Source organism: Pseudomonas sp. Tri1 (assembly GCF_017968885.1).
Lineage (GTDB): Bacteria > Pseudomonadota > Gammaproteobacteria > Pseudomonadales > Pseudomonadaceae > Aquipseudomonas.
Genome location: NZ_CP072913.1, coordinates 6,187,274 through 6,208,953 on the forward strand (window position 1 = coordinate 6,187,274; position 21,680 = coordinate 6,208,953).

Below are 21,680 nucleotides of genomic sequence, written 5' to 3' on the forward strand. Positions count from 1 at the left end.
CGGCGATGCGCCCCCAAGCGCGCCGAACCATGATCGACCACGGCGCTGTGGACTCAAGCACGCCGAAAACCAGGGAACGCCCCACCCGGGAATTCCGCCAGGGATCTTTACCCAGGACTCTCTATCTCAGGAGCAAGGCCATGACCGACAAGAGTCAACAGTTTGCCAGCGACAACTATTCCGGCATTTGCCCCGAAGCCTGGGCGGCCATGGAAGAAGCCAATCAGGGCCACCAGCGCGCCTACGGCGATGATGAGTGGACTCACCGCGCGGCGGATGATTTCCGAGCCTTGTTCGAAACCGACTGCGAGGTGTTCTTTGCCTTCAACGGCACGGCAGCCAACTCCCTGGCGCTGTCCTCGCTGTGCCAGAGTTACCACAGCGTGATCTGTTCGGAAACCGCCCACGTCGAAACCGACGAATGTGGCGCGCCGGAGTTCTTCTCCAACGGTTCCAAGCTGCTGCTGGCACGTACTGAAAACGGCAAGCTGACCCCCGAGGCGATCCGCGAGATCGCCCTCAAGCGCCAGGACATCCATTACCCCAAGCCACGGGTCGTGACCCTGACCCAGGCGACGGAAGTCGGCAGCGTCTACACCCCGGATGAAATCCGCGCCATCAGCGTCACCTGCAAGGAACTGGGGTTGAACCTGCACATGGACGGCGCGCGGTTCTCCAACGCCTGCGCCTTCCTCGGCTGTTCACCGGCAGACCTGACCTGGAAGGTCGGTGTGGACGTGTTGTGCTTCGGCGGCACGAAAAACGGTATGGCGGTGGGTGAGGCAATCCTGTTCTTCAACCACGACCTGGCCGTGGACTTCGACTACCGCTGCAAACAGGCCGGGCAACTGGCCTCGAAGATGCGCTTCCTCTCCGCCCCCTGGGTCGGCCTGCTGCAAAACGACGCCTGGCTCAAGCACGCCCGCCACGCCAACCACTGCGCCCAATTGCTGGCGCAACTGGTCAGCGACATTCCCGGCGTGGAACTGATGTTCCCGGTCCAGGCCAACGGCGTGTTCCTGCAACTCTCGGAACCGGCCATCGCTGCCCTCACCGCCCGGGGCTGGCGTTTCTACACCTTCATCGGCAAGGGCGGCGCACGGTTCATGTGCTCGTGGGATACGGAAGAGGCGCGAGCAAGGGAATTGGCGGCGGATATTCGGGAAGTGATGTCCATCTGACGATCGTTCCCACGCTCCGCGTGGGAACGCCTCCACGGACGCTCCGCGTTCGGCTCTTGGGGACGCAGAGCGTCCCGGGCTGCATTCCCACGCAGAGCGTGAGGAACGATCGATTTCACAGCTCTCGCGACCTGATCGTTCCCACGCTCCTGCGTGGGAATGCCTCCACGGACGCTCCGCGTTCCCCCTGCACCAAGCAGGTGTCAGAACTCGATCCGCACATCCCCTTTCGGCACGCTGCAGCACGACAGGATGTAGCCCTCGGCTTCGTCGTCCTCGGTGATCCCGCCGTTGTGATCCATCTCCACTTCCCCGCCCAGCTTCAACACCTTGCAGGTGCCGCAGATACCCATGCCGCAGGCCTTGGGGATCATCATGCCGAGCTTGGCGGCAGCGGCGTGTACGGTTTCTCCCGGCCCCACGCGAATGCTCTTGCCAGAAGCCGTGAATTCCACCAGATGCAGGTCCGCGACATCGACTTCCGGTGCGTCGGCGGCCTGTTCGGCCTGCTCCACGGCATCGGCTCGGGCTTCCGGTGGCGTGGCGCCGAAGGACTCCTCGTGATAACGCTTCATGTCGAAGCCAGCGGCTTCCAGCAGACGCTTGACCGCATTCATGTACGGCGTCGGGCCACAGCAGAACACTTCGCGCTCCAGGAAGTCCGGTGCCATCAGCTCCAGCATCTTATGGTTCAGGTAGCCGCGATAACCGGCCCAAGGCTCGCCCAGGCCATGCTTTTCACAGATCAGGTGCAAGCTGAAGTTGTCGATCCGCGACGCCATGTGTTCCAGCTCGCGGTGGTAGATGATGTCCTTGGGCGAGCGGGCGCTGTGGATAAAGGTCATGTCGACATTGGCGTTGGTGTCGTAGAACCAGCGCGCCATGGACATGCACGGCGTGATCCCCACACCACCGCTCAGGTACAGAACTTTCGGGCTCGGGAAGTCGATAGCGTTGAACAACCCCACCGGCCCGTGCACCGCCAGCTCCTGGCCTTCGTGCAGGGTATCGTGCAGCCAATTGGAAACCTTGCCCCCCGGCACACGCTTGATGGTCACCGAGAAACTGTAGGGCACCGACGGCGAACTGGAGATGGTGTAGGAGCGCATGACCGGTTGGCCTTCGATTTCCAGCTCCAGGGTGACAAACTGCCCCGGCTTGAAAAAGAACAGGATCGGCTGGTCGGCCATGAAGCAGAAGGTGCGCACATCCCAGGTTTCCTGGATGACTTTGACGCAACGTACGATATGTCGGCCATTGGCCCAGGTCTGGGTGGTGACCGGGTTCAGGAAGTTATTGGACATGCTGATCTCCACGGCCGACTGTCGGCCTTCATGAGGGCGATTGTGCGCAGGCGCCTGGGCGACCATTTACCTATCTGCGACATTCACATACTTATCGCGACCAGCCCCCAACTACCGGGGCTTGCGCGTCGGGAACAGATTGGGCCATGTCGCCCATGGATAAGGTTCGGCCCCTGCGCGGCCCCACACTCGCCTCAACAGATAAACAAAGTTTTCTGCCTTGCGTAGCACAACCGATTAGTCATTTTCACCGGCTCCGCTTAGAGGGCCACGAGGATAAAACGATGGACACCACTACCCTGAGCCTGGGCGATCCGCTGGAACCCGCACGCAAGGCCACCGCGCAAATGCTGCAAGAGCGCGAGCGCACCTTTTCGCTACCGCAGCCGTTCTACTCCGATGAGCGTCTGTTTGATATCGACATGCAGGAAATCTTCCAGAAAGAGTGGTTGATCGCCGGCATGACCTGCGAAATCCCGGCCAAGGGCAACTACCTGACCCTGCAAGTCGGCAAGAATCCGATCATCGTGATTCGCGGCGCCGATGGCGTGGTGCATGCCTTCCATAACGTCTGCCGTCACCGTGGTTCGCGGCTGTGCACCAGCGACAAAGGCAAGGTCGCCAAGCTGGTTTGCCATTACCATCAGTGGACCTACGAGCTGGACGGTCGCTTACTGTTCGCCGGCACCGAGATGGGCGCCGACTTCGACATGAAACAGTACGGCCTCAAGCCTGTGAACGTGAAGACCGCCGGTGGCTACATCTTCATCAGCCTGGCGGAAAACCCGCCAGCCATTGACGATTTCCTGTCGACCCTGTCCCATTACATGGAACCCTACGACATGGAAAACACCAAGGTGGCGGTGCAAACCACCTTGATGGAAAAAGCCAACTGGAAGCTGGTACTGGAAAACAACCGCGAGTGCTACCACTGTGGTGGTTCGCACCCGGAATTGCTCAAGACCCTGCTGGAGTGGGACGACGTCACCGACCCGCGCGCCGACCAGGCGTTCAAGGACCACGTGGCCGCCTCCGCCGCCGCCTGGGAAGCCGAGAAGATCCCTTACGCCCACGCCAGTTTCGGCCTGCGTAACCGTATCGTGCGCATGCCGCTGCTCAAGGGCACCGTGTCGATGACCATGGACGGCAAGCAGGGCTGCGCCAAGCTGATGGGCCGCATCAAGAACCCAGACCTGGGCTCGATGCGCATCCTGCACCTGCCGCACTCGTGGAACCACTGCATGGGCGACCACATCATCGTGTTCACCGTGTGGCCGATCAGCGCCCAGGAAACCATGGTCACCACCAAGTGGCTGGTGCACAAGGACGCAGTCGAAGGGGTGGACTACGACGTCGAACGCATGCGCCAGGTCTGGGACGCCACCAACGACCAGGACCGTCGCCTGGCCGAAGAAAACCAGCGCGGTATCAACTCCACCGCCTACCAGCCTGGCCCATACTCCAAGACCTATGAGTTCGGCGTGGTGAACTTCGTCGACTGGTACAGCGAGCGCATGCTCAACAACCTGGGGGCCGAGCCGGCACCGTACCTCAAGGGCGTTCCGGTCCAGGGCTAGGATCAAAAGCATCGCGAGCAAGCTCGCTCCCACAAGGGATCTTCTGCGCACCGAAGACCCAATGTGGGAGCGAGCTTGCTCGCGATAGCGGTCTAATATTCACCTACTACTTGGAAGACCACCGCACACTGCCATCCTCCCCATAAAACGTCTCGACAATCTCCTCCCCCTTCAACTGCACCTTCACATAACCGTTCAATACCCGCTCCGGATACGCCTCGTCCCCCGCCAACTGAGTCTCCGACCACAACACCCGGGCATGCCCGTTCAGCTCACTGGTGGTGCCATAGGGAATCGCCCCGTGCCCGGCGCAGCGCGCGTGCAATCCGCCTTGCGGCGCGTAGCAGATACCGTTGTGCAAATGCCCCCAATACCAGTAATCCGGCTCACGCCCAAGGGCATCGCACACCGGTTGGTAAAGCGCGGTCTTGTTGTGCCCGGAAATGTCGAAGCCCTGGTGATGACTGAGCACCATGAGCTTCTTGCGCTTGGGCAGGGTTTTCATCCACTCGATCTGCTGTGTATTGAGGGTGCCGTCCATGTACAGGTTCATGGCATCCGAGGCATAGGCGCTGTCCAGGCCGACCACCAGCCAGTCATCGTTGTACAAGGCAAAGTAACTGGTGCCTTGCTGCACCGGGAAACGCTTGGCCAGCTCCTTGAAATAGCCATGGGCGCCACTGTACATCTCGTGGTTGGAATTGAGGGTGAACGAGCCACGCTTGCCCTGGGGCCAGCCGACCATGTCGACGTCTTCCTGGGAATGGGTCCCGGCGTAATACACATCGCCCAGATGGATGGTGAAATCGGCCTGGGCCAATTGCATCTGATTGGCCACGGCCACCGCCGGTGCATGGCTGTCGAATGGCCCGGTGCCCCAGTCGCCGGCGATGGCCAGCACCACGTCGCTGTCCATCTTCACCAATGCAGGGTTGGTGGCGAACGTCGCGTGGTGACGCAGGTTCTCGATCCACTTGAGCAGCGCCTCGCTCCACAGCAGGTCCAGCAGTTCCCATTTGCGGCAGCCGAGCAAGGTGCCGTCCTTGAGTACCCGGGTCGGCAGTTCGTCCTCGCTTTGTGGCAAGGGCGTGGCGTTGCCGATCTTCAGGATCGACAGACCGTGGGCCAGTTCCCAGGGCACGGCGGGCTCGTCGTCCGGCAAATCGCCGTGTTCAATGACGTGCCGGGCTTGATCGTGGCCTCGCTGCAGCAGCTTGACGATGGCCTGGAATTCCTCGGGCTCCAAGTCATTGACCAGTTTTTTCCAGGACATCTCCAGCCGCGTGACCAACCCGTGCAGGCGGACTTTGACCTTGTCGAACTCATGTTCCCAATGGTGCAGTAATGACATGTGAACGCTCCTTCGCAATGCCCTGGGCTACAGGGTTTTCATGAATTCGATCAGGGCCCGTTTGTCGACGTCCGACAGCTGGGTGCCATACAGGTGGCCGCCGTTGTGGTTGCCTTCCAGGCGGGTGTCGTATTTGAAATCCGCCGACGCCTTCATCTGCGCGCCGCTGGTGATGAAGCCGACCTTCTCCGGGTCGTAGATGTCGGAGCCGGTGTAGAACACCTGCGGACGTTGCTCCGGCGGTTGCAGCAAATCCCACAGGGTCGGCACCGAACCGTTGTGCAGGTATGGCGCGCGCAGCCAGACGCCGTCGGTGGGCGTGTTGCTGTAACTCTGGGTCTTGCGGTAGGCGCCGAAGTCGAACGGTGGTTTCTTGAAGCCGTGGAACGCCGTCACCAGGCCCGTGGTAAAGGAGTTCAGGCGATGAGGGTCGGTGCCCAACTGGTCGATGTTGGTGGTGACCTGGCCAGTGTCGCTGCGGCCGAAGTCATGGCAACCGGCGCAGTTCTTCTCCCAGATCGGTTTGCCCTGGGCGACTTTCGCCTGGTCCAGGGCGAACGGCCAGGCGGGTGCCTTGTGGCCCAACAGCCAATTGGTCACCCGATTGAAACTCGGCGGCAGCACCGATTGCGGGGTCGCGCCCACGGCCATGGCCGCGGCGTAATTGCGCTCGTGGATCTTGTTGTTATTGCCGTCCCAATGCAGATACATCGACTCGCGAGGTTTCTGGTTCCAGACCTGCGGCAGATCCACGGTGCCGATGGTGGAGTCATCCGGGAAGCCGAACACCACCATTTTGGTCGGATTGAAGGTATCGGTCCGCCCAGGCCCCTGGGCCGGACGCAGTTTTTGCCAGGCGTACGCCTGCTTCTGCTTGAGCAGCGCACTCTTGGCCATCGGGATGATCAGGTAACGGTTGTACAGCTTTTCGAAAAAGCCCAGTTGGAACTTGCTGTTGATCGCCGCCATCACCGCATCTGGAGTGAATTTCGGGTCGCTGGCGCAATCGTAGGCAAACCACTGGAAGGCTTGCAGTTGCAAGGTATTGGCCGGCGCGGTGGCGACCGGAATCGCTACGTCGCTGGCATTGGCCCGGTAGGAGCCGGTGTGACACAGGGCACAGTTGGGCTCCACGGTGGGGTAACCGAGCTGCCGCTTGGCCATGCCGATGGGCAGGTCGTTACCATTCTCATAGAGGAACCCGAACACCTCGTAGCCGCCCGGCTTGGGCAGCTTTTCCGGGCACATCTGCGGCAGTACGGCGAACAGGTAATAGGGGATTCGCGCCTCGATGCCCAGGCCAATGGCGGCATATTTGTAATGGTCCTCGTCGGAGGCGAAGTCCGGCTGCGGCACTTCCCGGATCATCTGGTACCAGGTCTGGTAGCCGATGAAGCCCAACAGCAACAGCACCACCAACGTGCCGACCTTGAAAGCGTGGCTCTGCCAGCGCCGTGCCCAACCGGCGCGCCATTCCCGCCACCCGGCGCAGAGCAAGGCCAGCGGACGATTGGCCACCGGGCTGCCCAGGTATAGCAACACGCCCAGGATCAGGAACATGCTCAGGTCGCCCATCAACATCGGCACGAACAATGGGCCCTGGTTGTTGGTGTTGATCAAGTAGATCCAGAACACCACCGCCACCAGCCGTGACAGCACGCACAACCACGAATGCACCACGAAACGCGGCGCGTTGAACCCCGAGGGCATGTAGAACAGGCTGATCCCCACCAGCAACATGCCGGTGTTTTCCAGCCAGGGATCGGACAGCACGGGGGGCAGGCCGAGCATGGACGTCAGCAACGCCGGCGCGAACAGCGCCGGGATCGCGAAGAACATGTTCATGACAATCCCGATCCAGATGACGCGTTGGAACCAGCGGATGTAAGTATTCATGGGCATCCTTTTTCCTTATTCCTGACTCACGAGATACGGCGTTCTGGTGATTGCCATCGCGAGCAAGCTCGCTCCCACACTGGATGTGTGGCGTGCCAAATTCAGCGGCACATACCCCCCTGTGGGAGCGAGCTTGCTCGCGATGCAGTCGACTCGGTCTTGAGTCAACCGAGCGCCGTCTTCTCCAGGTGTTCAAGGATGAGCGGATACACATCCACCACCGCATCCTTGCCGAAGATGCAGTCGATGTGGCCGTAGCCCGGCACCTCGTGGCGGCTGAACAACTGCGGGCCGTGCATATCGCAGAGTCGCTCGTAGGTCTTGAGGGTGCTTTGCGGCAGGTAGCACTGGTTGTCGGCGCCGCTGATGAAGCAGATCGGCAACTTCAGCCGATCGAAATGCGGCATGTAGACGTCGTTGCCCTTGAAGTCCACCAGGTGCCCCTTGCGCACGATCAGCGCCAGGTGTTCGAAGGTGTGCATGTTCGACTCGCCGAACAATTCATGAAGGTTGTCGTGCAGGGTTTCATTGAGGGTGTCGTGGCGATACAGCGAGGCATACATGAACGTGATGCGGTGGCAGACCGGGTTGGTGCAGTAGCCCTGGGCCTCGATCCGGGCATACCCATTGAGAGCCTTGTCGTAGAGCTTGTTGAACCAGTTTTCCTTGGTGTCGGCGTACGCCGTGAGGGATTTGATGCCGATGGCGTCGAGCATTCCTGGCAAGTGCAGGCCGGCTTTCAAACCGGTCGCCGTGGCGACCACCGTATCGGCGGCGATCTGTGAGCAGACCACCGAGCGTACCCCTTGCAACCCCGCCAGCATCGACATGAAGAAGGTCGTCGCGCCATAGCAATGCACCACGCACTGCACGTCACGGGCCAGGGTCGCTTGCTGGATCTGCTCGATGGCTGCCTTGAAGTCGTACTGGGCCACCTGGTCGCCGTTCCATTCATGCTTGCTGGCCGGCAGCAGGATGCTCACCCGCAGGTCCAGCAACCAGACGTCGTACTCGTGCTTGCACAGGTACTCCAGCAAGTTGGTCTGGATAGTGTCGGTGGAGAAGATATTCGACCCCACGCCCAAGCCGTGAACCAACATCACCGGGCCCTTGGTGCCCGCCTGGTACCGGGTCAGGCGCAGCTCGACGTTGTCTTCGGTCTGGAAAAAATGCACGGTCGGCGCCGGTGCGTCCAGCGGCCGTTTGAGCCGCGGTGGCGCGTCGGGGTTGAAGTAGATATCGCCAGCGAACACCCCGCCATAGCTCTCCCACAAGATCCCGGCGAAGAACTTGCCGAACCGCGCCAGTGCTTCCACGCGCTCGCGCTCGTTGCGGGCGTTGAGCACTTTCATGGTGGTCATCTGCTTGGCGAAGTCGGCCGGCAGGATGTGCATCACCCCCGAGCCGATCACCGCACCGCTCTTGTCCGGCCCGCGATACAGCGTGACATACAGGGTGCTGGTGTCAGGCCAGATGTTCAGCACGCCGTCATCCTCGGGCACGGTCTTGAAGGCGCTGAAGTAGTAGTCGCTGCCGTCTTCGGCGGTCAGTTTCATGTCGTAGTTCATGTGCCGCACGCCGACCTGTTCCTGGTATTGCTCGAACAGGTTGAACACCCCATTGCTGGCGACCAGCGGCTTGGGCGAAAGCAGTGGCGCATCCAGCGTGCCCACCAGGGTCGCGGCGTGTTCCGGCTCCTTGATCAGGCGATTGAGGTCGGCGGCAGTAATGGTCAGGGTGAACTCGATGGACGAGTTGTCGGCCTTGCCGCGCTTGGCCGCCGCTTCATAGACCTTGAGGTCGGTGCCCTGGGGCTGGGTGAAGGCTGTGGAAAAGTAGCCCTTCATGGTTTCGGTGAACTGCACGCCGAGGGTCGGTGCCGCCACTGGTTTGCGCGGGGCCGAAGGCAGCGTGTAGTCGATGATCCAGCCCCGGTCAGCCGCCAGCAGCCCCATGTTGCGCTCGCTCACCGCCGAGATGGTCAACAACGGATTGACCGCCAGGGACGTCGGGATCACCGCACCGTCGGACACATACAGGCCGGGGTAGACATCCGTACCGCTGGCGCCGCTGAACACCTGGCCTTTGTGGTTGACCACGCCTTGCGTCGCGTCTTCACCCATCACGCAGCCGCCCAGTGGGTGCACCGATACAATGCTGTGCTTGAGCAGCTTGGTCCAGATCGGGTTCTCGACCCAGATCCCGCCCAGGGCCTTGGTGCATTGGTGCAGGCGCTCATTGCCGAGGGTAACGTTTTCCTGTTCGCCGACGCCGGGCCAGTCGATGCGCAATTGGTCCTTGTTGTCGAGCACCATGCGCCCCTCGCCGTTGTCATGGCTCATGATCAGGTAGGTCTGCATGTTATGCAGCGCGCCGTGATAGGGCCCACGCAGGAAGCTTTCGGCCTCCCGGCCTTTGTATTTGAGGCTGGCCCCGAAACCGGTGTCGGTGGGCACGCCGATCATCTCGGCGAACGCTGCCATGCTCGGCACCATGGGCCGGCCGAGCGCGCCGGGGATCGAGCCTTCCTCGATGACCATGCGGCTGCGCCGGTCGCCCTCGGTGCGCATGTCGATGATCGACGTGATGCAGGGCCCCACTGGCTCCAGTTCCTTGGCCGAGTGAGCGCCGAAGCCAATACCGTTGATGGTCTGGTCGCAGTTGTGGCCGAAGCCGAGAATGTCGCCGTTGCCACTCATGTTCTCGCCCAATTGGCTGGACATCGCCAGCCCTTTATCCCGGGAACGCAACATGATCTCGGTGGAACCCAGAGTTCCGGCGGACACCACCACGATGTCGGCCCGCACGAACAACGTCGGCGCCGAGAACATCTCGCGACCGCTGTCCAGGTACTGGAAGTGCACGATCCAGCCGTCACCGTCACGCTCCAGGTGCCGCACCTCGGCCTGGCAGAAAATTTCCGCACCGTGGTTCCAGGCATCTGGCAGGTAATTCATCAACGTGGTGTTCTTGGCCTTGTTGTTACAGCCCGAGACGCAATCACCACAGCCGTTGCACGGCAACTGCTCGACACCAACGTGGTTGAGGTTGTTGGGCAGCTTGTCGAAGGTCACGTTGATCGGCGGCTTGTAGAAATGCGCGCCTTGCTTGAGGTAATCGGCCGACTTCTTGTGGGCGTCGAGCTTGGGCAACTTCGGCGACGAATCCGGATACGGATTGGGCTTGAGCATCTCCCGGGCCCGCGCATAGCCCTCCTTGAGCAACGTATCGCGGTGTTCACGCACCGCCAACGGCCAGCGCGGATCATCGAACACACCAGGTTCCGGCTCCAGCGAAACGTTGGCGTTGATCAGCGAAGTGCCGCCCAGGCCACAACCGACCACCACGTTCTGCTGGGCGTTGACGTGCAGGTCGAACAGCCCGGTGCGCGAACCGATATGACCCTCCGGATCATGCACCTGCAGCTCCTCAGTAGCCGCAAGCATGGTGTTGGGGTATTCGCCGGGCTGGATCTCCCGGCCACGCTCCAGCAGGCACACCTTGCGCCCCGCTCGGGACAGGCGTGAGGCGGCAATACCGCCGCCATAGCCCGAACCAATGACGATAACGTCGTAATGCTCCTGGATGTCGCTGATGGGGGTCGAGATTCGTGTCATGTTCAAGTCCTCTCAGGCAGATGGGGCAACTCTGCGGTTGCCTGCAAATTGACAGGCGCACGAACGCCTGGCCGCTATCCCTCGGGGGCGAGCGGCAGTAAGCGGTATTACGGAGGAAACTCAGGTATTGATCAGGGCGCTATAGCCGCGCACGCTGGTTGACGGCGCGTCGGCGAGGGCGCTTGGGCAGCGAGGTGGGACGCGTCGGAACGCACGTCATAGGAGAAAACAAATAGGTGCGGGGGGGCTGGCTATCCATCATGCGTTCTCCCTGAACCTGATATGGATAAAATCGCGTTGTGTCCTTGTGCCATGAGTGAAGACAGGTGACAGACCCACGTCAAGGCAGCTACTTAGAAGTGTATGAAATTTGATCTATCGCGTTTTGAACTAAGCCCGCCGGGGCCTACAGCCTTTCGCAAACAAGTTATCCACATGGCCACCCACAGCAAATGGGGACAAGTGCCTCGACCGTCGGATTTTTCTTTCGATAAAGCCAAGAAAAACCGTGACTTATGAACAATGACGGTTTTTACGGCGCGCAGGTCAATTATTGATCAGATGCCTGAAAGGCTTGCCAGGCCTGGGGTGTGGAGGACAGCGAACACCTTATCCACAGAAGCGCCAACAGTGTTTGGGGGTAATTCTGATGATTCTGTGGAAAACCTCTTTAACGGCTTATAAATCGGGGTTCCGCTGGGATTTATCGGGTAAAAACAAGGAACTGATCATTTAATGATCAATTCATTGAAAGCCTCGCTCCGTATGGCTTGTAGAGGACAGCGAACATCTTATCCACAGAAGCGCCAACAGAGATTGGGGGCAAGTATGGGGCTGCGCCCAAGCTTATTCACAAATAAAACCCAGTAAAAACCGTGGGTTAGGCTGGTTGTTTTTTAAGCGCTCGCTTGGAGGGCCTGATCTGCGTGGGGTGTGGCGAGGGGCGAACAGGTTATCCACAGAGGCGCACACAGGGAATGTGGGTAAACGCATAACCCCTGTGGGAGCGAGCTTGCTCGCGATGATCGACTAGCCGTCACCCTCATCGTTACCTGACAGACCGCTATGGCGAGCAAGCTCGCTCCCACAGGAGTCTCTTGGCTTCAGAACAACCCGCCGTGACGGTTAAGGCCGATGCATCAGATACGCCTCCCCCGTCACCCGAATCATCGGATGCGGGACAACCTGGCAGGTTTTGACGATGCCAAAGCCATGGCGCTCATAAAAGCGTCGGGCACCGGTGTTCGCGGCATAGTCGATCAGGCTCAGGCCATTGAGTGCCAGTTGATCGGCACGCTGTTGCGCCCGCTCGAGAAAGCGCACGCCGAGCCCCTTGTTACGCCAGCCTTCATGCAGGGCCAGGCTCGATATATAGAGGGTATCGGGGACCTCCATGTCGGCGTAGGGCGCCAGGATCGGATCAGTGACGGGAGCCGCCAGCGGATCCTCACGCGTCACGTAACAGTGCATCATGCCGATGACCCGGCCATCGGCCTGGGCAACAAGACAATTCTGGTAGGAAAAATCGACATTTTCTCGGGCGTAACGAGCAGCCCCCACCTCCAGGAGGTCCTGCCCCGGCTCCGCCAACTGGCTCCAGATGTAATCCGACGCGCCCTCTGAGGAAATCCGGAATAGACGAGCGATCTCGCGGGTATCCGTGGGCAAGGCCGGGCGAAATTCAACTTCCATCGATGTAGCTCCGTTAGCGATCAAAGGCATTTTTTCACGCGCAGATCTGAGGCCCGACAACACGCCGGACCAGCGGTTTTATGGCCGGATGTTGCAGCAGGTCAGACTGATCATTTTTTGAACGCGGCCTTGAAAGGCCTGATTGGCGCGGTGTCCGGACAGGGCCGAACAGGTTATCCACAGAGGCGCGCACAGCGATTGTGAATAAACCTGAATGCCCCTGTGGGGGCAAGCTTGCTCGCGATGACGGACCAGCAGTCGCCATCATCGCCAGCCGACAGACCGCTATCGCGAGCAAGCTCGCCCCCACAGGGATTCAAGGTGATTCTGGACTCAGCGAACCACCCCTTCCTCAACCAGCAACTTGAGAATCGCCTCGGCGCCCGCCTCCGGGCTCAGGCCCTTGAGCACTTGCCCGCCTCCACCGCTGGCCTTGGCCGTGGCGGCCTTCATGCGGTCCGCGCCGCTCTTGGCCTTGATCACTTTCAGGCGTTTGGGACGTGGCTTGGCCGGTTGCAGGGTCGCCACTGCCAACAAGGTGTCATCGACAACCTCAACCTCTTCAGCGTGCAAGGCGCCGCGCCGCGCCGGGCCGTAGGCACTTTGCCGAGGTTTCGGTGCGGCGTTATCCACAGTGGCCAGGAATGGCAGGCGTACTTTGAGACGGCGCCGTTGGCCACGGGGCAAGGCTTGCAGCACCAAGGCCACGCCGTTGTCGATGGATTCGACCTGAGCCAACCCCACCACCAGCGGCCAGCCAAGGTTTTCCGCCAACAGAAATGGGAGCATGCCCGAGCCTTCACCGGTTTCCGCCTGGCTGCCGGTGAGCACCACTTGGGCGCCAACGTCGCGCAGGTAATCGGTCAGGGCCGGCAGTGCGTCGGCGCCCGCAGGGTTTTCCAACACATGGAGTTCGTCCAGGCCCATGCCCAAATAGGCGCGCAGGGCCGGTTCGGCCACGTCGCCGGCGTGCAGCACTTGCAGGTCATTGCCGGCCAGTTGCAGGCCCAGTTCCACAGCCCGGGCATCCTGCTCGGCACGGCGGGGCCGACCGGAGGTGGGGTGGGCGCCGATGGATACGAGGCTGATCACTTGGGTACTCATCAACTTGTCCTTCTTAAGCCGCATCGCGCTTGGCTTCGTTGCGGTAAGCCTCTACCGCCGCGATCAAGGCCTGGAGAATCGCCGCACTGTCGCCGATCACCGACAGGTCTGCCCGTTTGATCATGTCGCAGCCCGGGTCGAGGTTGATCGCCACCACCTTGTCGCAGGCACCGATGCCTTGCAGGTGCTGGATCGCCCCGGAAATCCCTACGGCCACGTAGACCCGCGCCGTGACCCAGGTGCCGGACGCGCCGACCTGACGGTCGCGGGCCATGAAACCATCGTCCACCGCCACCCGCGAGGCGCCTTCGGTGGCGCCCAGGGCCGCAGCGGTTTTGTGGAAAAGATCCCAGTCCTTGACCCCGTTACCGCCGGAGAAAATGAATTCGGCTTCGGCCATCGGGATCGCCCCCGGGTCCACCGCCACCGCGCCAAGATCCTCAATGCGCGACAAACTGCGCGCCACACTTGTGGATAACTCCACCGGCAGGGCTTCGTGACGGGTTTCGCTGACCGGCTCGGCACATTCGGCCGCCGCCAGGATCAAGCGCGCCAATGGCCGGGCCAGGTCTTGCAGGCCGGCACCGGCACGGCCAATGCACTCCTCGCCCTTGACCTGCCAGACCCGCGTCGCCGGGCGTTCGCCCAGAGCCGCAGCCAGACGCCGGCCCAGCTCACCGCCACCGGTGCGGCTGTCGGGCAGCAGCCAATGGCGTGGATTGAATTGGTTATCCACAGCCCGCAGGCCCTGCACCCGTTGTTCCGGCGCATAACCGCTGAATTGCTCGCCCGCCAATACCAGCAAGCGGTCGACACCGGCGGTGGCGAAAGCGTTTTCCTTGTGCTCACCGAAGACCACTGCCAGGACCGCACCGTCGGCACCGGCCAATTGATGGGCCAGGCCTAGCAGATCGCGGTCGTGACTGCTGAGGCGGCCACCAACCATGTCCGGCACCACACTGATGTAGAACGCTGGTTGTGGCACTTGATGCAGTGGCAGTTGCACCTCTGCGGCGGCGGTACGCTTGCTCGCGCCACCCTGCTGGGCACCGCTGCGGTCGATGCGTTTGATGCCGTTGGGGCCGATGAAACCCACACCGTGGACATTCTTGCGGATGACGCCGTTGGGCCCCATCCAGCTGTGTTGCACCGGCTGCATGGCTGCGTGCAGCGGGTGCAGGCGGTTGCGGGCGATCCACTCGGCGCGAGGGTCGCGGCGGATGATGTCGCTCATTAATGCACCTCCGCAGGTTCACGTTTGGCCGGGGTCACGGGCTTGCTCGGTGGCGCGTCTTCGAGCAGGGCGTCGGCCACCAGTTCGGCGATGTCCTTGATCATCGGTCGTGGCTCGACCACGCCTTCGAGCATCGCGGTGCATTGTGGACAACCCACGGCCACCAGCTCGGCGCCGGTTTCGCGGATGTCTTCCATGCGCATGTCGGGAATCCGCTGCTTGCCCGGGATGTCGGTGATCGGCGCACCGCCGCCACCGCCGCAGCAACGCGAGCGGAAACCGGAACGCTGCATTTCCTTGACCTCGATACCCAGCGCACGCAGCACTTGGCGTGGCGCCTCGTATTCGCCGTTGTAGCGGCCCAGGTAGCACGGGTCGTGATAGGTCACGCTGTCGCCCTTGTGCTGGCCGAGGCTGAGGGCACCAGCGTCGATGATCTCCGCCAGGTAGGTGCTGTGGTGCTGCACCAGGTAGTTGCCATCGAAAGCGCCGTATTCGTTTTTCAGCACGTGGAAGCTATGGGGGTCGCAGGTGACGATGCGATTGAAACTGTACTTGGCCAGGGTCTGGATGTTGCGTTTGGCCAACAGCTGGAAGGTCGCTTCATCGCCCAGGCGCCGGGCCACATCGCCGCTGTCGCGCTCTTCGAGACCGAGCACGGCGAAGTCGACTTTTGCGGCCTTGAGCACTTTGACGAAGGCACGCAGGGTGCGTTGGTTGCGCATGTCGAAAGCACCGTCGCCAACCCAGAACAGCACGTCGGTAGACTTCTTCTCGCTGAGCAGATTGAGGTTCAGGTCCGCCGCCCAGTTCATCCGCCCACCCGGGGCGAAACCACCCGGGTTGTCGGTGGCGATGAGGTTTTCCAGGACCTCGGCGCCCTTGTTCGGCGTGGCGCCCTTTTCCAGGGTCAGGTGCCTGCGCATGTCGACGATGGCATCGACGTGCTCGATCATCATCGGGCATTCCTCGACACAGGCCCGGCAAGTGGTGCACGACCATAGTGTCTCGGCGTCCACCAGGCCGTTGACGATTGGCTGATGGGGATTACCAGCGTGTTCGCCCACCGGTTTACCGGGGTACGGGCTACCGGCGAATTTCGCATCGGTGCCGCCGGCCAGGCCGACGACCATGTCCTGGATGAGTTTCTTCGGGTTCAGCGGCTGACCGGCGGCAAAGGCCGGGCAGGCGGCTTCGCACTTGCCGCATTGCACGCAGGCATCGAAACCGAGCAATTGATTCCAAGTGAAATCCTTGGGTTTCTCGACGCCCAGCGGCGCAGCGGGGTCGCTCAGGTCCAGCGGCTTGAGGCCGGTGGAACGGCCACCGCCAAAGCGCTCGGCACGACGGTGCCAGGCCAGGTGTAGCGCACCGGCGAAGGCGTGTTTCATCGGCCCGCCCCAGGTCATGCCGAAGAACATCTCCGACACGCCCCAAAGCACGCCCAGGCCCAGCAATACCACCAACACCCAGCCACCGAAGTCCGCTGGCAGGATCCCGGCCACCGGCAAGGTCACCAGGAAGAAGCTGATGGAAAATGCGAACAGGCTTTTCGGCAGGCGCATCCATGGGCCTTTCGACAGCCGTGACGGCGGGTTGCGCCGGCGCAGGGCGACGAAAATCGCGCCGCTGAACATCAGCAGCGTGGCGAACAGCAAGGCATAGCCAAGGATGCGGCTTTGCAGGCCGAAGCCGTGCACCAGAATCGCCAGTACCGCCGCCAGCACAAAGCCGCCCGCCGTGGCGACGTGGGTGTTGGCGATGTATTTGTCCCGCGCCACTACGTGGTGCAAGTCCACCATGTAGCGCTTGGGCATGGCGAAGAGACCGCCGATCAGGTCGACCTTGGACGGTCGGCCCCGGCGCCACATGTTCACCCGCCGCAAGGCGCCAAGGACCGCGAGGCCCAGGGCAGCGAACAGCAGGATGGGGAGAAGGGTGTTCAACATAGGTGTTGCTCCCAAAGACCTCAGGGTCTTGCAGGTCGAGATGCCTTACTCGGTGCCTGTGGGAGCGAGCTTGCTCGCGATTGCATTCTGTCAGTCCCATTTGCATTGACTGACCCACCGCTTTCGCGAGCAAGCTCGCTCCCACAGGATCATGTGCAAGCCGTTAGAAATCCTTGCACAGCCGCAAAGCGTCGTAGATGGCGGCGTGGGTATTACGCTGGGCCACACAGTCGCCGATGCGGAACAGCAGGTAGCCCTCGCCGCTCTGCTCCAGGCACGGTTGCGGCTTGATCGCGAACAGGGCTTCGACGTCGATCTGGCCCTTGTTGCGCGAACCTTCCTTGAGCGCGTAGTAGATTTCCTCGTCCGGCCGCACGCCGTTTTCCACCACCACCTGGTCCACCACGCGCTCTTCCTTGGCACCGGTGTATTCGTTCTCCAGCACCGCCACCAGCTTGTCGCCTTCGCGGTAGACCTTCTCCAGCATCATGTCCCCGGTCATGATCACTTCCTTGGGGTACATGCTGCGGTAGTAGGTAGGGAACGACGTCCCGCCAATCGCCACGCCCGGCTTGATGTCGTCGGTGACGATCTCGACCTGGCTGCCCTTGTCGGCGAGGAAGTCGGCCACCGACATGCCGGTGAATTCGCAAATGGTGTCGTAGACCAGCACGTTCTTGCCCGGTGCAACCTTGCCGTCGAGCACGTCCCAGCTGCTGACCACCAACCCTTCGGCGGCGCCCCAATGCTCGTTCTGCTCCAGGTTCGGATGCCCGCCGACGGCCAGCACCACCACGTCCGGACGCAAGTCCATGATGGTCGCCGCATCAGCCGCCACGCCCAGGCGCAAGTCGACTTTCAGCCGCGCCAGTTCCAGTTGGAACCAGCGGGTGATACCGGCGATCTGGTCCCGTTGCGGGGCTTTCGAAGCGGTGGTGATCTGTCCACCGATGAATTCCTTCTTCTCGAACAGGGTCACGTCATGCCCGCGCTCGGCGGCGACACGCGCCGCTTCCATCCCGGCCGGGCCGGCACCGACCACCACCACCTTGCGTTTCGGCCCGGTGGACTTCTCGATGATGTGCGGCACGCCCATGTATTCACGGGAGGTCGCGGCGTTCTGGATACACAGCACATCCAGGCCCTGGTACTGACGGTCGATGCAGTAGTTGGCACCGACGCATTGCTTGATCTGATCGATCTGGCCCATCTTGATCTTGGCGATCAGGTGCGGGTCGGCGATATGGGCGCGGGTCATGCCGACCATGTCGACGTAACCGCCCTCCAGAATCCGCGTGGCCTGGTTCGGGTCCTTGATGTTCTGTGCGTGCAGCACCGGGACCTTGACCACTTCCTTGATACCGGCGGCCAGGTGCAGGAACGGCTCCGGTGGATAACTCATGTTCGGGATGACGTTGGCCAGGGTGTTGTGGGTGTCGCAGCCCGAGCCCACCACGCCGATGAAGTCCAGCATGCCGGTGTCATCGTAGTACTTGGCGATTTGCTTCATGTCCTCATGGGACAGACCGTCCGGGTGGAATTCGTCACCGCAGATACGCATGCCCACGCAGAAGTCGTCACCGACCTCGGCGCGCACGGCTTTCAACACTTCCAGGCCGAACTTCATCCGGCCTTCGAAAGTGCCGCCCCATTCGTCGGTACGCTTGTTGACCCGTGGGCTCCAGAACTGGTCGATCATGTGCTGGTGCACGGCCGACAGCTCGACGCCGTCCAGGCCACCGGCCTTGGCGCGCTTGGCGGCGCTGGCGTAGTTGCCGATCACCCGCCAGATTTCTTCCGGCTCAATGGTCTTGCAGGTGGCGCGGTGCACCGGCTCACGTACGCCGGACGGCGACATCAGGGTCGGCCAGTTGAAACCGTCCCAGCGCGAGCGCCGGCCCATGTGGGTAATCTGGATCATGATCTTGGCGCCATGCTTGTGCATGGCGTCGGCCAGGTTCTGGAAATGCGGGATGATGCGGTCGGTGGACAGGTTCACCGAACTCCACCATTCCTGCGGGCTGTCGATGGCAACCACCGAGGAGCCCCCGCAGATCGCCAGGCCGATACCGCCCTTGGCCTTCTCTTCGTAATACTTCACGTACCGATCGGTGGTCATGCCGCCGTCGGTGGCGTAGACCTCGGCGTGGGCGGTGCTGAGCACGCGGTTGCGGATGGTCAGTTTGCCGATCTGGATCGGCTGGAACATTGCTTCAAAGGCCATGGTGCGATCCTCGACTTACAACGGCTTGACGATGAACAGGCCGTCGTCGTGGCCTTCTTCGGAACCGCCGTAGACCTGCTCGGCCACGGTGCGGATCGAACTGCCACGGGCGGCGAGGATCTGGTCCATGGCGCCGGCGAACCAGCCGGTGAACATGTAGTCGACCTTGCGTCCGACCTTGCCGTACACATAGACGAACGCCGAGTGTTCGAGCTTGACGCTAGCGGTGCCTTTGTCGAGGTCGATGTCCTGGATCTTGAACAGGCCCCAACCACGCTGGGACAAGCGCTTCATGTAGTGCTCGAATACCGCGACGCCTTCCAGGCCGTGGCATTCGGCTTCTTTTTCACACCAATGCCAGGCGGACTTGTAGCCGGCCTTGTAGAGAATCTCGGCGTAGGCTTCGGCACCCAGCACTTCTTCGATGCCCATGTGGTTATTGACGAAGAAGTGACGCGGCACGTAGAGCATCGGCAGGGCGTCGGAGGTCCAGACACCGGTTTCACTGTCGACTTCGATAGGCAGTTGGGGGGCGATTTTGGCCATGAAAACTTGACTCCGGAAATGCGTGGTGTGCCTGCGGCGCTGAGGGCCGCAGGTAAAGGATTCGGCGGTGCGGTGGCGGTTATTCGCCCCAGACGTCCTTCAGGACGTTGACCCAGTTCTCGCCCATGATCTTGCGTACCACCCGCTCAGGATGGCCGCGCTTGAGCAGCGTCTCGGTGAGGTTCGGGAACTCGCCCACGGTACGGATACCCAGCGGGTTGATGATCTTGCCGAAGCTGGTCAGACGACGGGCGTAGCCCTTGTCGTGGGTCAGCATTTCGAAGAAGTCCTGGCCATGGCCCTGAGTGAAGTCGGTGCCGATGCCGATGGCGTCTTCGCCGACGATGTTCATGGTGTATTCGATGGCTTCGGCGTAGTCGTCGATGGTCGAATCGATGCCTTTGGCCAGGAACGGCGCGAACATGGTTACGCCAACGAAGCCGCCGTGGTCGGCGATGAACTTCAGTTCTTCATCGGACTTGTTGCGCGGGTGCTCTTTCAGGCCGGACGGCAGGCAGTGGGAATAGCACACTGGCTTCTTCGATTCGAGGATGACTTCCTCGGAAGTCTTGGAACCGACGTGGGACAGGTCACACATGATGCCGACCCGGTTCATCTCGGCGACGATTTCGCGACCGAAGCCCGACAGGCCGCCGTCACGCTCGTAGCAGCCAGTGCCGACCAGGTTCTGGGTGTTGTAGCACATCTGCACCACACCCACGCCCAGCTGCTTGAAGATCTCGACGTAGCCGAGCTGGTCTTCGAAAGCGTGTGCGTTCTGGAAACCGAAGATGATGCCGGTCTTGCCTTGCTCCTTGGCGCGACGGATGTCGGCGGTGGTTTTCACCGGGATCACCAGGTCGCTGTTCTCGCGGATCAGTTTCTGGCTGGCGACGATGTTGTTGATGGTGGCCTGGAAACCTTCCCACACCGACACGGTGCAGTTGGCCGCGGTCAGGCCGCCCTTGCGCATGTCTTCGAACAGGTCGCGGTTCCACTTGGCAATGATCAGCCCGTCGATAACGATGCTGTCGGCGTGCAATTCGGCTGGGCTCATCAGGCAGTCCCCTTTTGTCAGCGATTCATGCGCCGAATCGTGTGCCGGCGCTTTGGGGCCAGCATATGCCTGAGGGCCGTGGCGACCGGGTGCAAAAACGACAGGGGAATTGCCGAAAGCGTCAATCTGCGACAAAGGGCTATGACCGACCCACCCTGCCCGTCTGTTCTTTACCCGAGGCTTACGCCAGAATCCGCTGCATCACTGGCTTTCACTGGACTCGAGCGGCGACGCAATGAAATCAATCTTTCTGGCTTTGGCACTGATCAGCACCGTCGCACACGCGACCGAAGACACCGAACCAAACCCCTGCGACGCCGTGGAAAACGACGTCCAGACCCTGGCCTGTTCGGCCTACGGCAAGACCGCCGCCGAACAACTGCTCAATGAAAACCTGCAGGGCCTCTTTGAGCGTCTGCAAACCCGCTACGCCAGCGACAAGGCCCAGCTCAGCGACATCACCGCCAAGATCAAGGCCGCCCAACAGCTGTGGCAAAAACAGCGCGACGCCGACTGCGCCATCGCCGCCTTTCCAGCCAAACCCGGCAGCGAAGCGTACAAAATCGCCGAAAACGACTGCATGGCCCAGGTGAGCGATGATCGGTCGGAGTTTTTGGAGTCGATTGGGCAGGAGTAAGGGGTTATCCACGGAGCAATTGTGGTCGTCCCCTATGCACAATACGTTGCGCAGAAGCTGGAACCCGATCTGATTCCCCATGAAGTGGTCAGCCGTATCGTCGACGGCGCCACGCCCATCCGCGCCTGGCGCGAACATCTGAGCCTGACCCAGGATGAGGTCGCCAGACGCCTGGGCATCTCTCAACCGGCGTTTGCGCAGCAGGAATCAGTCGCCAGACCTCGCCGGGCGACACGCGAAAAAATTGCCGCGGCCTTTGGTATCCATCCCGATCAGCTGGAGCTGTAGGCTGCACCTCACCACCTGGTAAA

The 21,680-nt window shown here is 61.5% G+C and carries 15 protein-coding genes; 4 read left to right on the forward strand and 11 right to left on the reverse strand.

All coding sequences use genetic code 11. The features are described from left to right. The first annotated feature begins 140 nt into the window (after positions 1–140). Positions 141–1,181, forward strand: coding sequence for a low specificity L-threonine aldolase (locus J9870_RS27030; RefSeq protein ID WP_210641608.1), 1,041 nt, complete (start codon positions 141–143; stop codon positions 1,179–1,181). Positions 1,182–1,384: 203 nt separating this feature from the next. Here the strand turns inward: J9870_RS27030 and gbcB are convergent, their stop codons facing one another. Next, a complete protein-coding gene (gene gbcB / locus J9870_RS27035; protein ID WP_210641609.1) occupies positions 1,385–2,485 on the reverse strand; it encodes a glycine-betaine demethylase subunit GbcB in 1,101 nt (366 codons plus the stop codon). A gap of 284 nt (positions 2,486–2,769) precedes the next feature. Between gbcB and gbcA the strand changes: the two genes are divergently transcribed. Then, on the forward strand, positions 2,770–4,062 hold the full coding sequence (gene gbcA / locus J9870_RS27040; protein WP_210641611.1) for a glycine-betaine demethylase subunit GbcA: 1,293 nt from the start codon (positions 2,770–2,772) through the stop codon (positions 4,060–4,062). A gap of 106 nt (positions 4,063–4,168) precedes the next feature. On the opposite strand, the gene J9870_RS27045 is transcribed toward gbcA, so the two are convergent. The 10 genes from J9870_RS27045 to J9870_RS27090 form a co-directional block, all read right to left on the reverse strand. Beyond that, positions 4,169–5,413, reverse strand: coding sequence for a metallophosphoesterase (locus tag J9870_RS27045; RefSeq protein ID WP_210641613.1), 1,245 nt, complete (start codon positions 5,411–5,413; stop codon positions 4,169–4,171). A gap of 27 nt (positions 5,414–5,440) precedes the next feature. Then, positions 5,441–7,309 (reverse strand): hypothetical protein, encoded by a 1,869-nt coding sequence (locus J9870_RS27050; protein WP_210641615.1) that lies wholly within the window; start codon positions 7,307–7,309, stop codon positions 5,441–5,443. 164 nt (positions 7,310–7,473) lie between these two features. Then, on the reverse strand, positions 7,474–10,926 hold the full coding sequence (locus tag J9870_RS27055) for a GMC oxidoreductase (protein ID WP_210641617.1): 3,453 nt from the start codon (positions 10,924–10,926) through the stop codon (positions 7,474–7,476). A 1,125-nt stretch (positions 10,927–12,051) separates the two neighbouring features. Then, positions 12,052–12,618, reverse strand: a complete 567-nt coding sequence (locus J9870_RS27060) for a GNAT family N-acetyltransferase (protein WP_210641619.1) — start codon at positions 12,616–12,618, stop codon at positions 12,052–12,054. A 333-nt stretch (positions 12,619–12,951) separates the two neighbouring features. Then, positions 12,952–13,722 (reverse strand): electron transfer flavoprotein subunit beta, encoded by a 771-nt coding sequence (locus J9870_RS27065; protein WP_210641621.1) that lies wholly within the window; start codon positions 13,720–13,722, stop codon positions 12,952–12,954. A gap of 13 nt (positions 13,723–13,735) precedes the next feature. Then, the gene (locus J9870_RS27070; protein WP_210641622.1) at positions 13,736–14,956 is read right to left on the reverse strand and encodes an electron transfer flavoprotein subunit alpha/FixB family protein; all 1,221 of its coding nucleotides are present in this window, start codon (positions 14,954–14,956) and stop codon (positions 13,736–13,738) included. After that, complete coding sequence (dgcB, locus tag J9870_RS27075) at positions 14,956–16,905, reverse strand: dimethylglycine demethylation protein DgcB (RefSeq protein ID WP_210641624.1); 1,950 nt, start codon at positions 16,903–16,905, stop codon at positions 14,956–14,958. Before dgcB ends, J9870_RS27070 begins: the two co-directional genes overlap by 1 nt. Before the next feature lie 163 nt (positions 16,906–17,068). Beyond that, entirely contained in the window at positions 17,069–19,129 is a 2,061-nt protein-coding gene (gene dgcA / locus J9870_RS27080) for a dimethylglycine demethylation protein DgcA (protein ID WP_135847539.1), read from the reverse strand. 15 nt (positions 19,130–19,144) lie between these two features. Beyond that, positions 19,145–19,675, reverse strand: coding sequence for a DUF5943 domain-containing protein (locus tag J9870_RS27085; protein WP_053156148.1), 531 nt, complete (start codon positions 19,673–19,675; stop codon positions 19,145–19,147). 79 nt (positions 19,676–19,754) lie between these two features. After that, entirely contained in the window at positions 19,755–20,732 is a 978-nt protein-coding gene (locus J9870_RS27090) for a dipeptidase (protein WP_030139307.1), read from the reverse strand. Positions 20,733–20,967: 235 nt separating this feature from the next. Here J9870_RS27090 and J9870_RS27095 point away from each other — a divergent pair, with 235 nt between their 5' ends. Further along, positions 20,968–21,369, forward strand: coding sequence for a lysozyme inhibitor LprI family protein (locus tag J9870_RS27095; RefSeq protein ID WP_210641626.1), 402 nt, complete (start codon positions 20,968–20,970; stop codon positions 21,367–21,369). Between the two features lie 18 nt (positions 21,370–21,387). Next, positions 21,388–21,657, forward strand: a complete 270-nt coding sequence (locus tag J9870_RS27100; protein WP_348772634.1) for a helix-turn-helix transcriptional regulator — start codon at positions 21,388–21,390, stop codon at positions 21,655–21,657. Positions 21,658–21,680 lie beyond the last annotated feature (23 nt).

Bases quoted from the DNA above. Each gene is read 5' to 3' on its own strand.
- J9870_RS27030 (WP_210641608.1), top strand. From the start codon at position 141: ATGACCGACAAGAGTCAACAGTTTGCCAGCGACAACTATTCCGGCATT.
- gbcB (WP_210641609.1), bottom strand. From the start codon at position 2,485: ATGTCCAATAACTTCCTGAACCCGGTCACCACCCAGACCTGGGCCAAT.
- gbcA (WP_210641611.1), top strand. From the start codon at position 2,770: ATGGACACCACTACCCTGAGCCTGGGCGATCCGCTGGAACCCGCACGC.
- J9870_RS27045 (WP_210641613.1), bottom strand. From the start codon at position 5,413: ATGTCATTACTGCACCATTGGGAACATGAGTTCGACAAGGTCAAAGTC.
- J9870_RS27050 (WP_210641615.1), bottom strand. From the start codon at position 7,309: ATGAATACTTACATCCGCTGGTTCCAACGCGTCATCTGGATCGGGATT.
- J9870_RS27055 (WP_210641617.1), bottom strand. From the start codon at position 10,926: ATGACACGAATCTCGACCCCCATCAGCGACATCCAGGAGCATTACGAC.
- J9870_RS27060 (WP_210641619.1), bottom strand. From the start codon at position 12,618: ATGGAAGTTGAATTTCGCCCGGCCTTGCCCACGGATACCCGCGAGATC.
- J9870_RS27065 (WP_210641621.1), bottom strand. From the start codon at position 13,722: ATGAGTACCCAAGTGATCAGCCTCGTATCCATCGGCGCCCACCCCACC.
- J9870_RS27070 (WP_210641622.1), bottom strand. From the start codon at position 14,956: ATGAGCGACATCATCCGCCGCGACCCTCGCGCCGAGTGGATCGCCCGC.
- dgcB (WP_210641624.1), bottom strand. From the start codon at position 16,905: ATGTTGAACACCCTTCTCCCCATCCTGCTGTTCGCTGCCCTGGGCCTC.
- dgcA (WP_135847539.1), bottom strand. From the start codon at position 19,129: ATGGCCTTTGAAGCAATGTTCCAGCCGATCCAGATCGGCAAACTGACC.
- J9870_RS27085 (WP_053156148.1), bottom strand. From the start codon at position 19,675: ATGGCCAAAATCGCCCCCCAACTGCCTATCGAAGTCGACAGTGAAACC.
- J9870_RS27090 (WP_030139307.1), bottom strand. From the start codon at position 20,732: ATGAGCCCAGCCGAATTGCACGCCGACAGCATCGTTATCGACGGGCTG.
- J9870_RS27095 (WP_210641626.1), top strand. From the start codon at position 20,968: ATGAAATCAATCTTTCTGGCTTTGGCACTGATCAGCACCGTCGCACAC.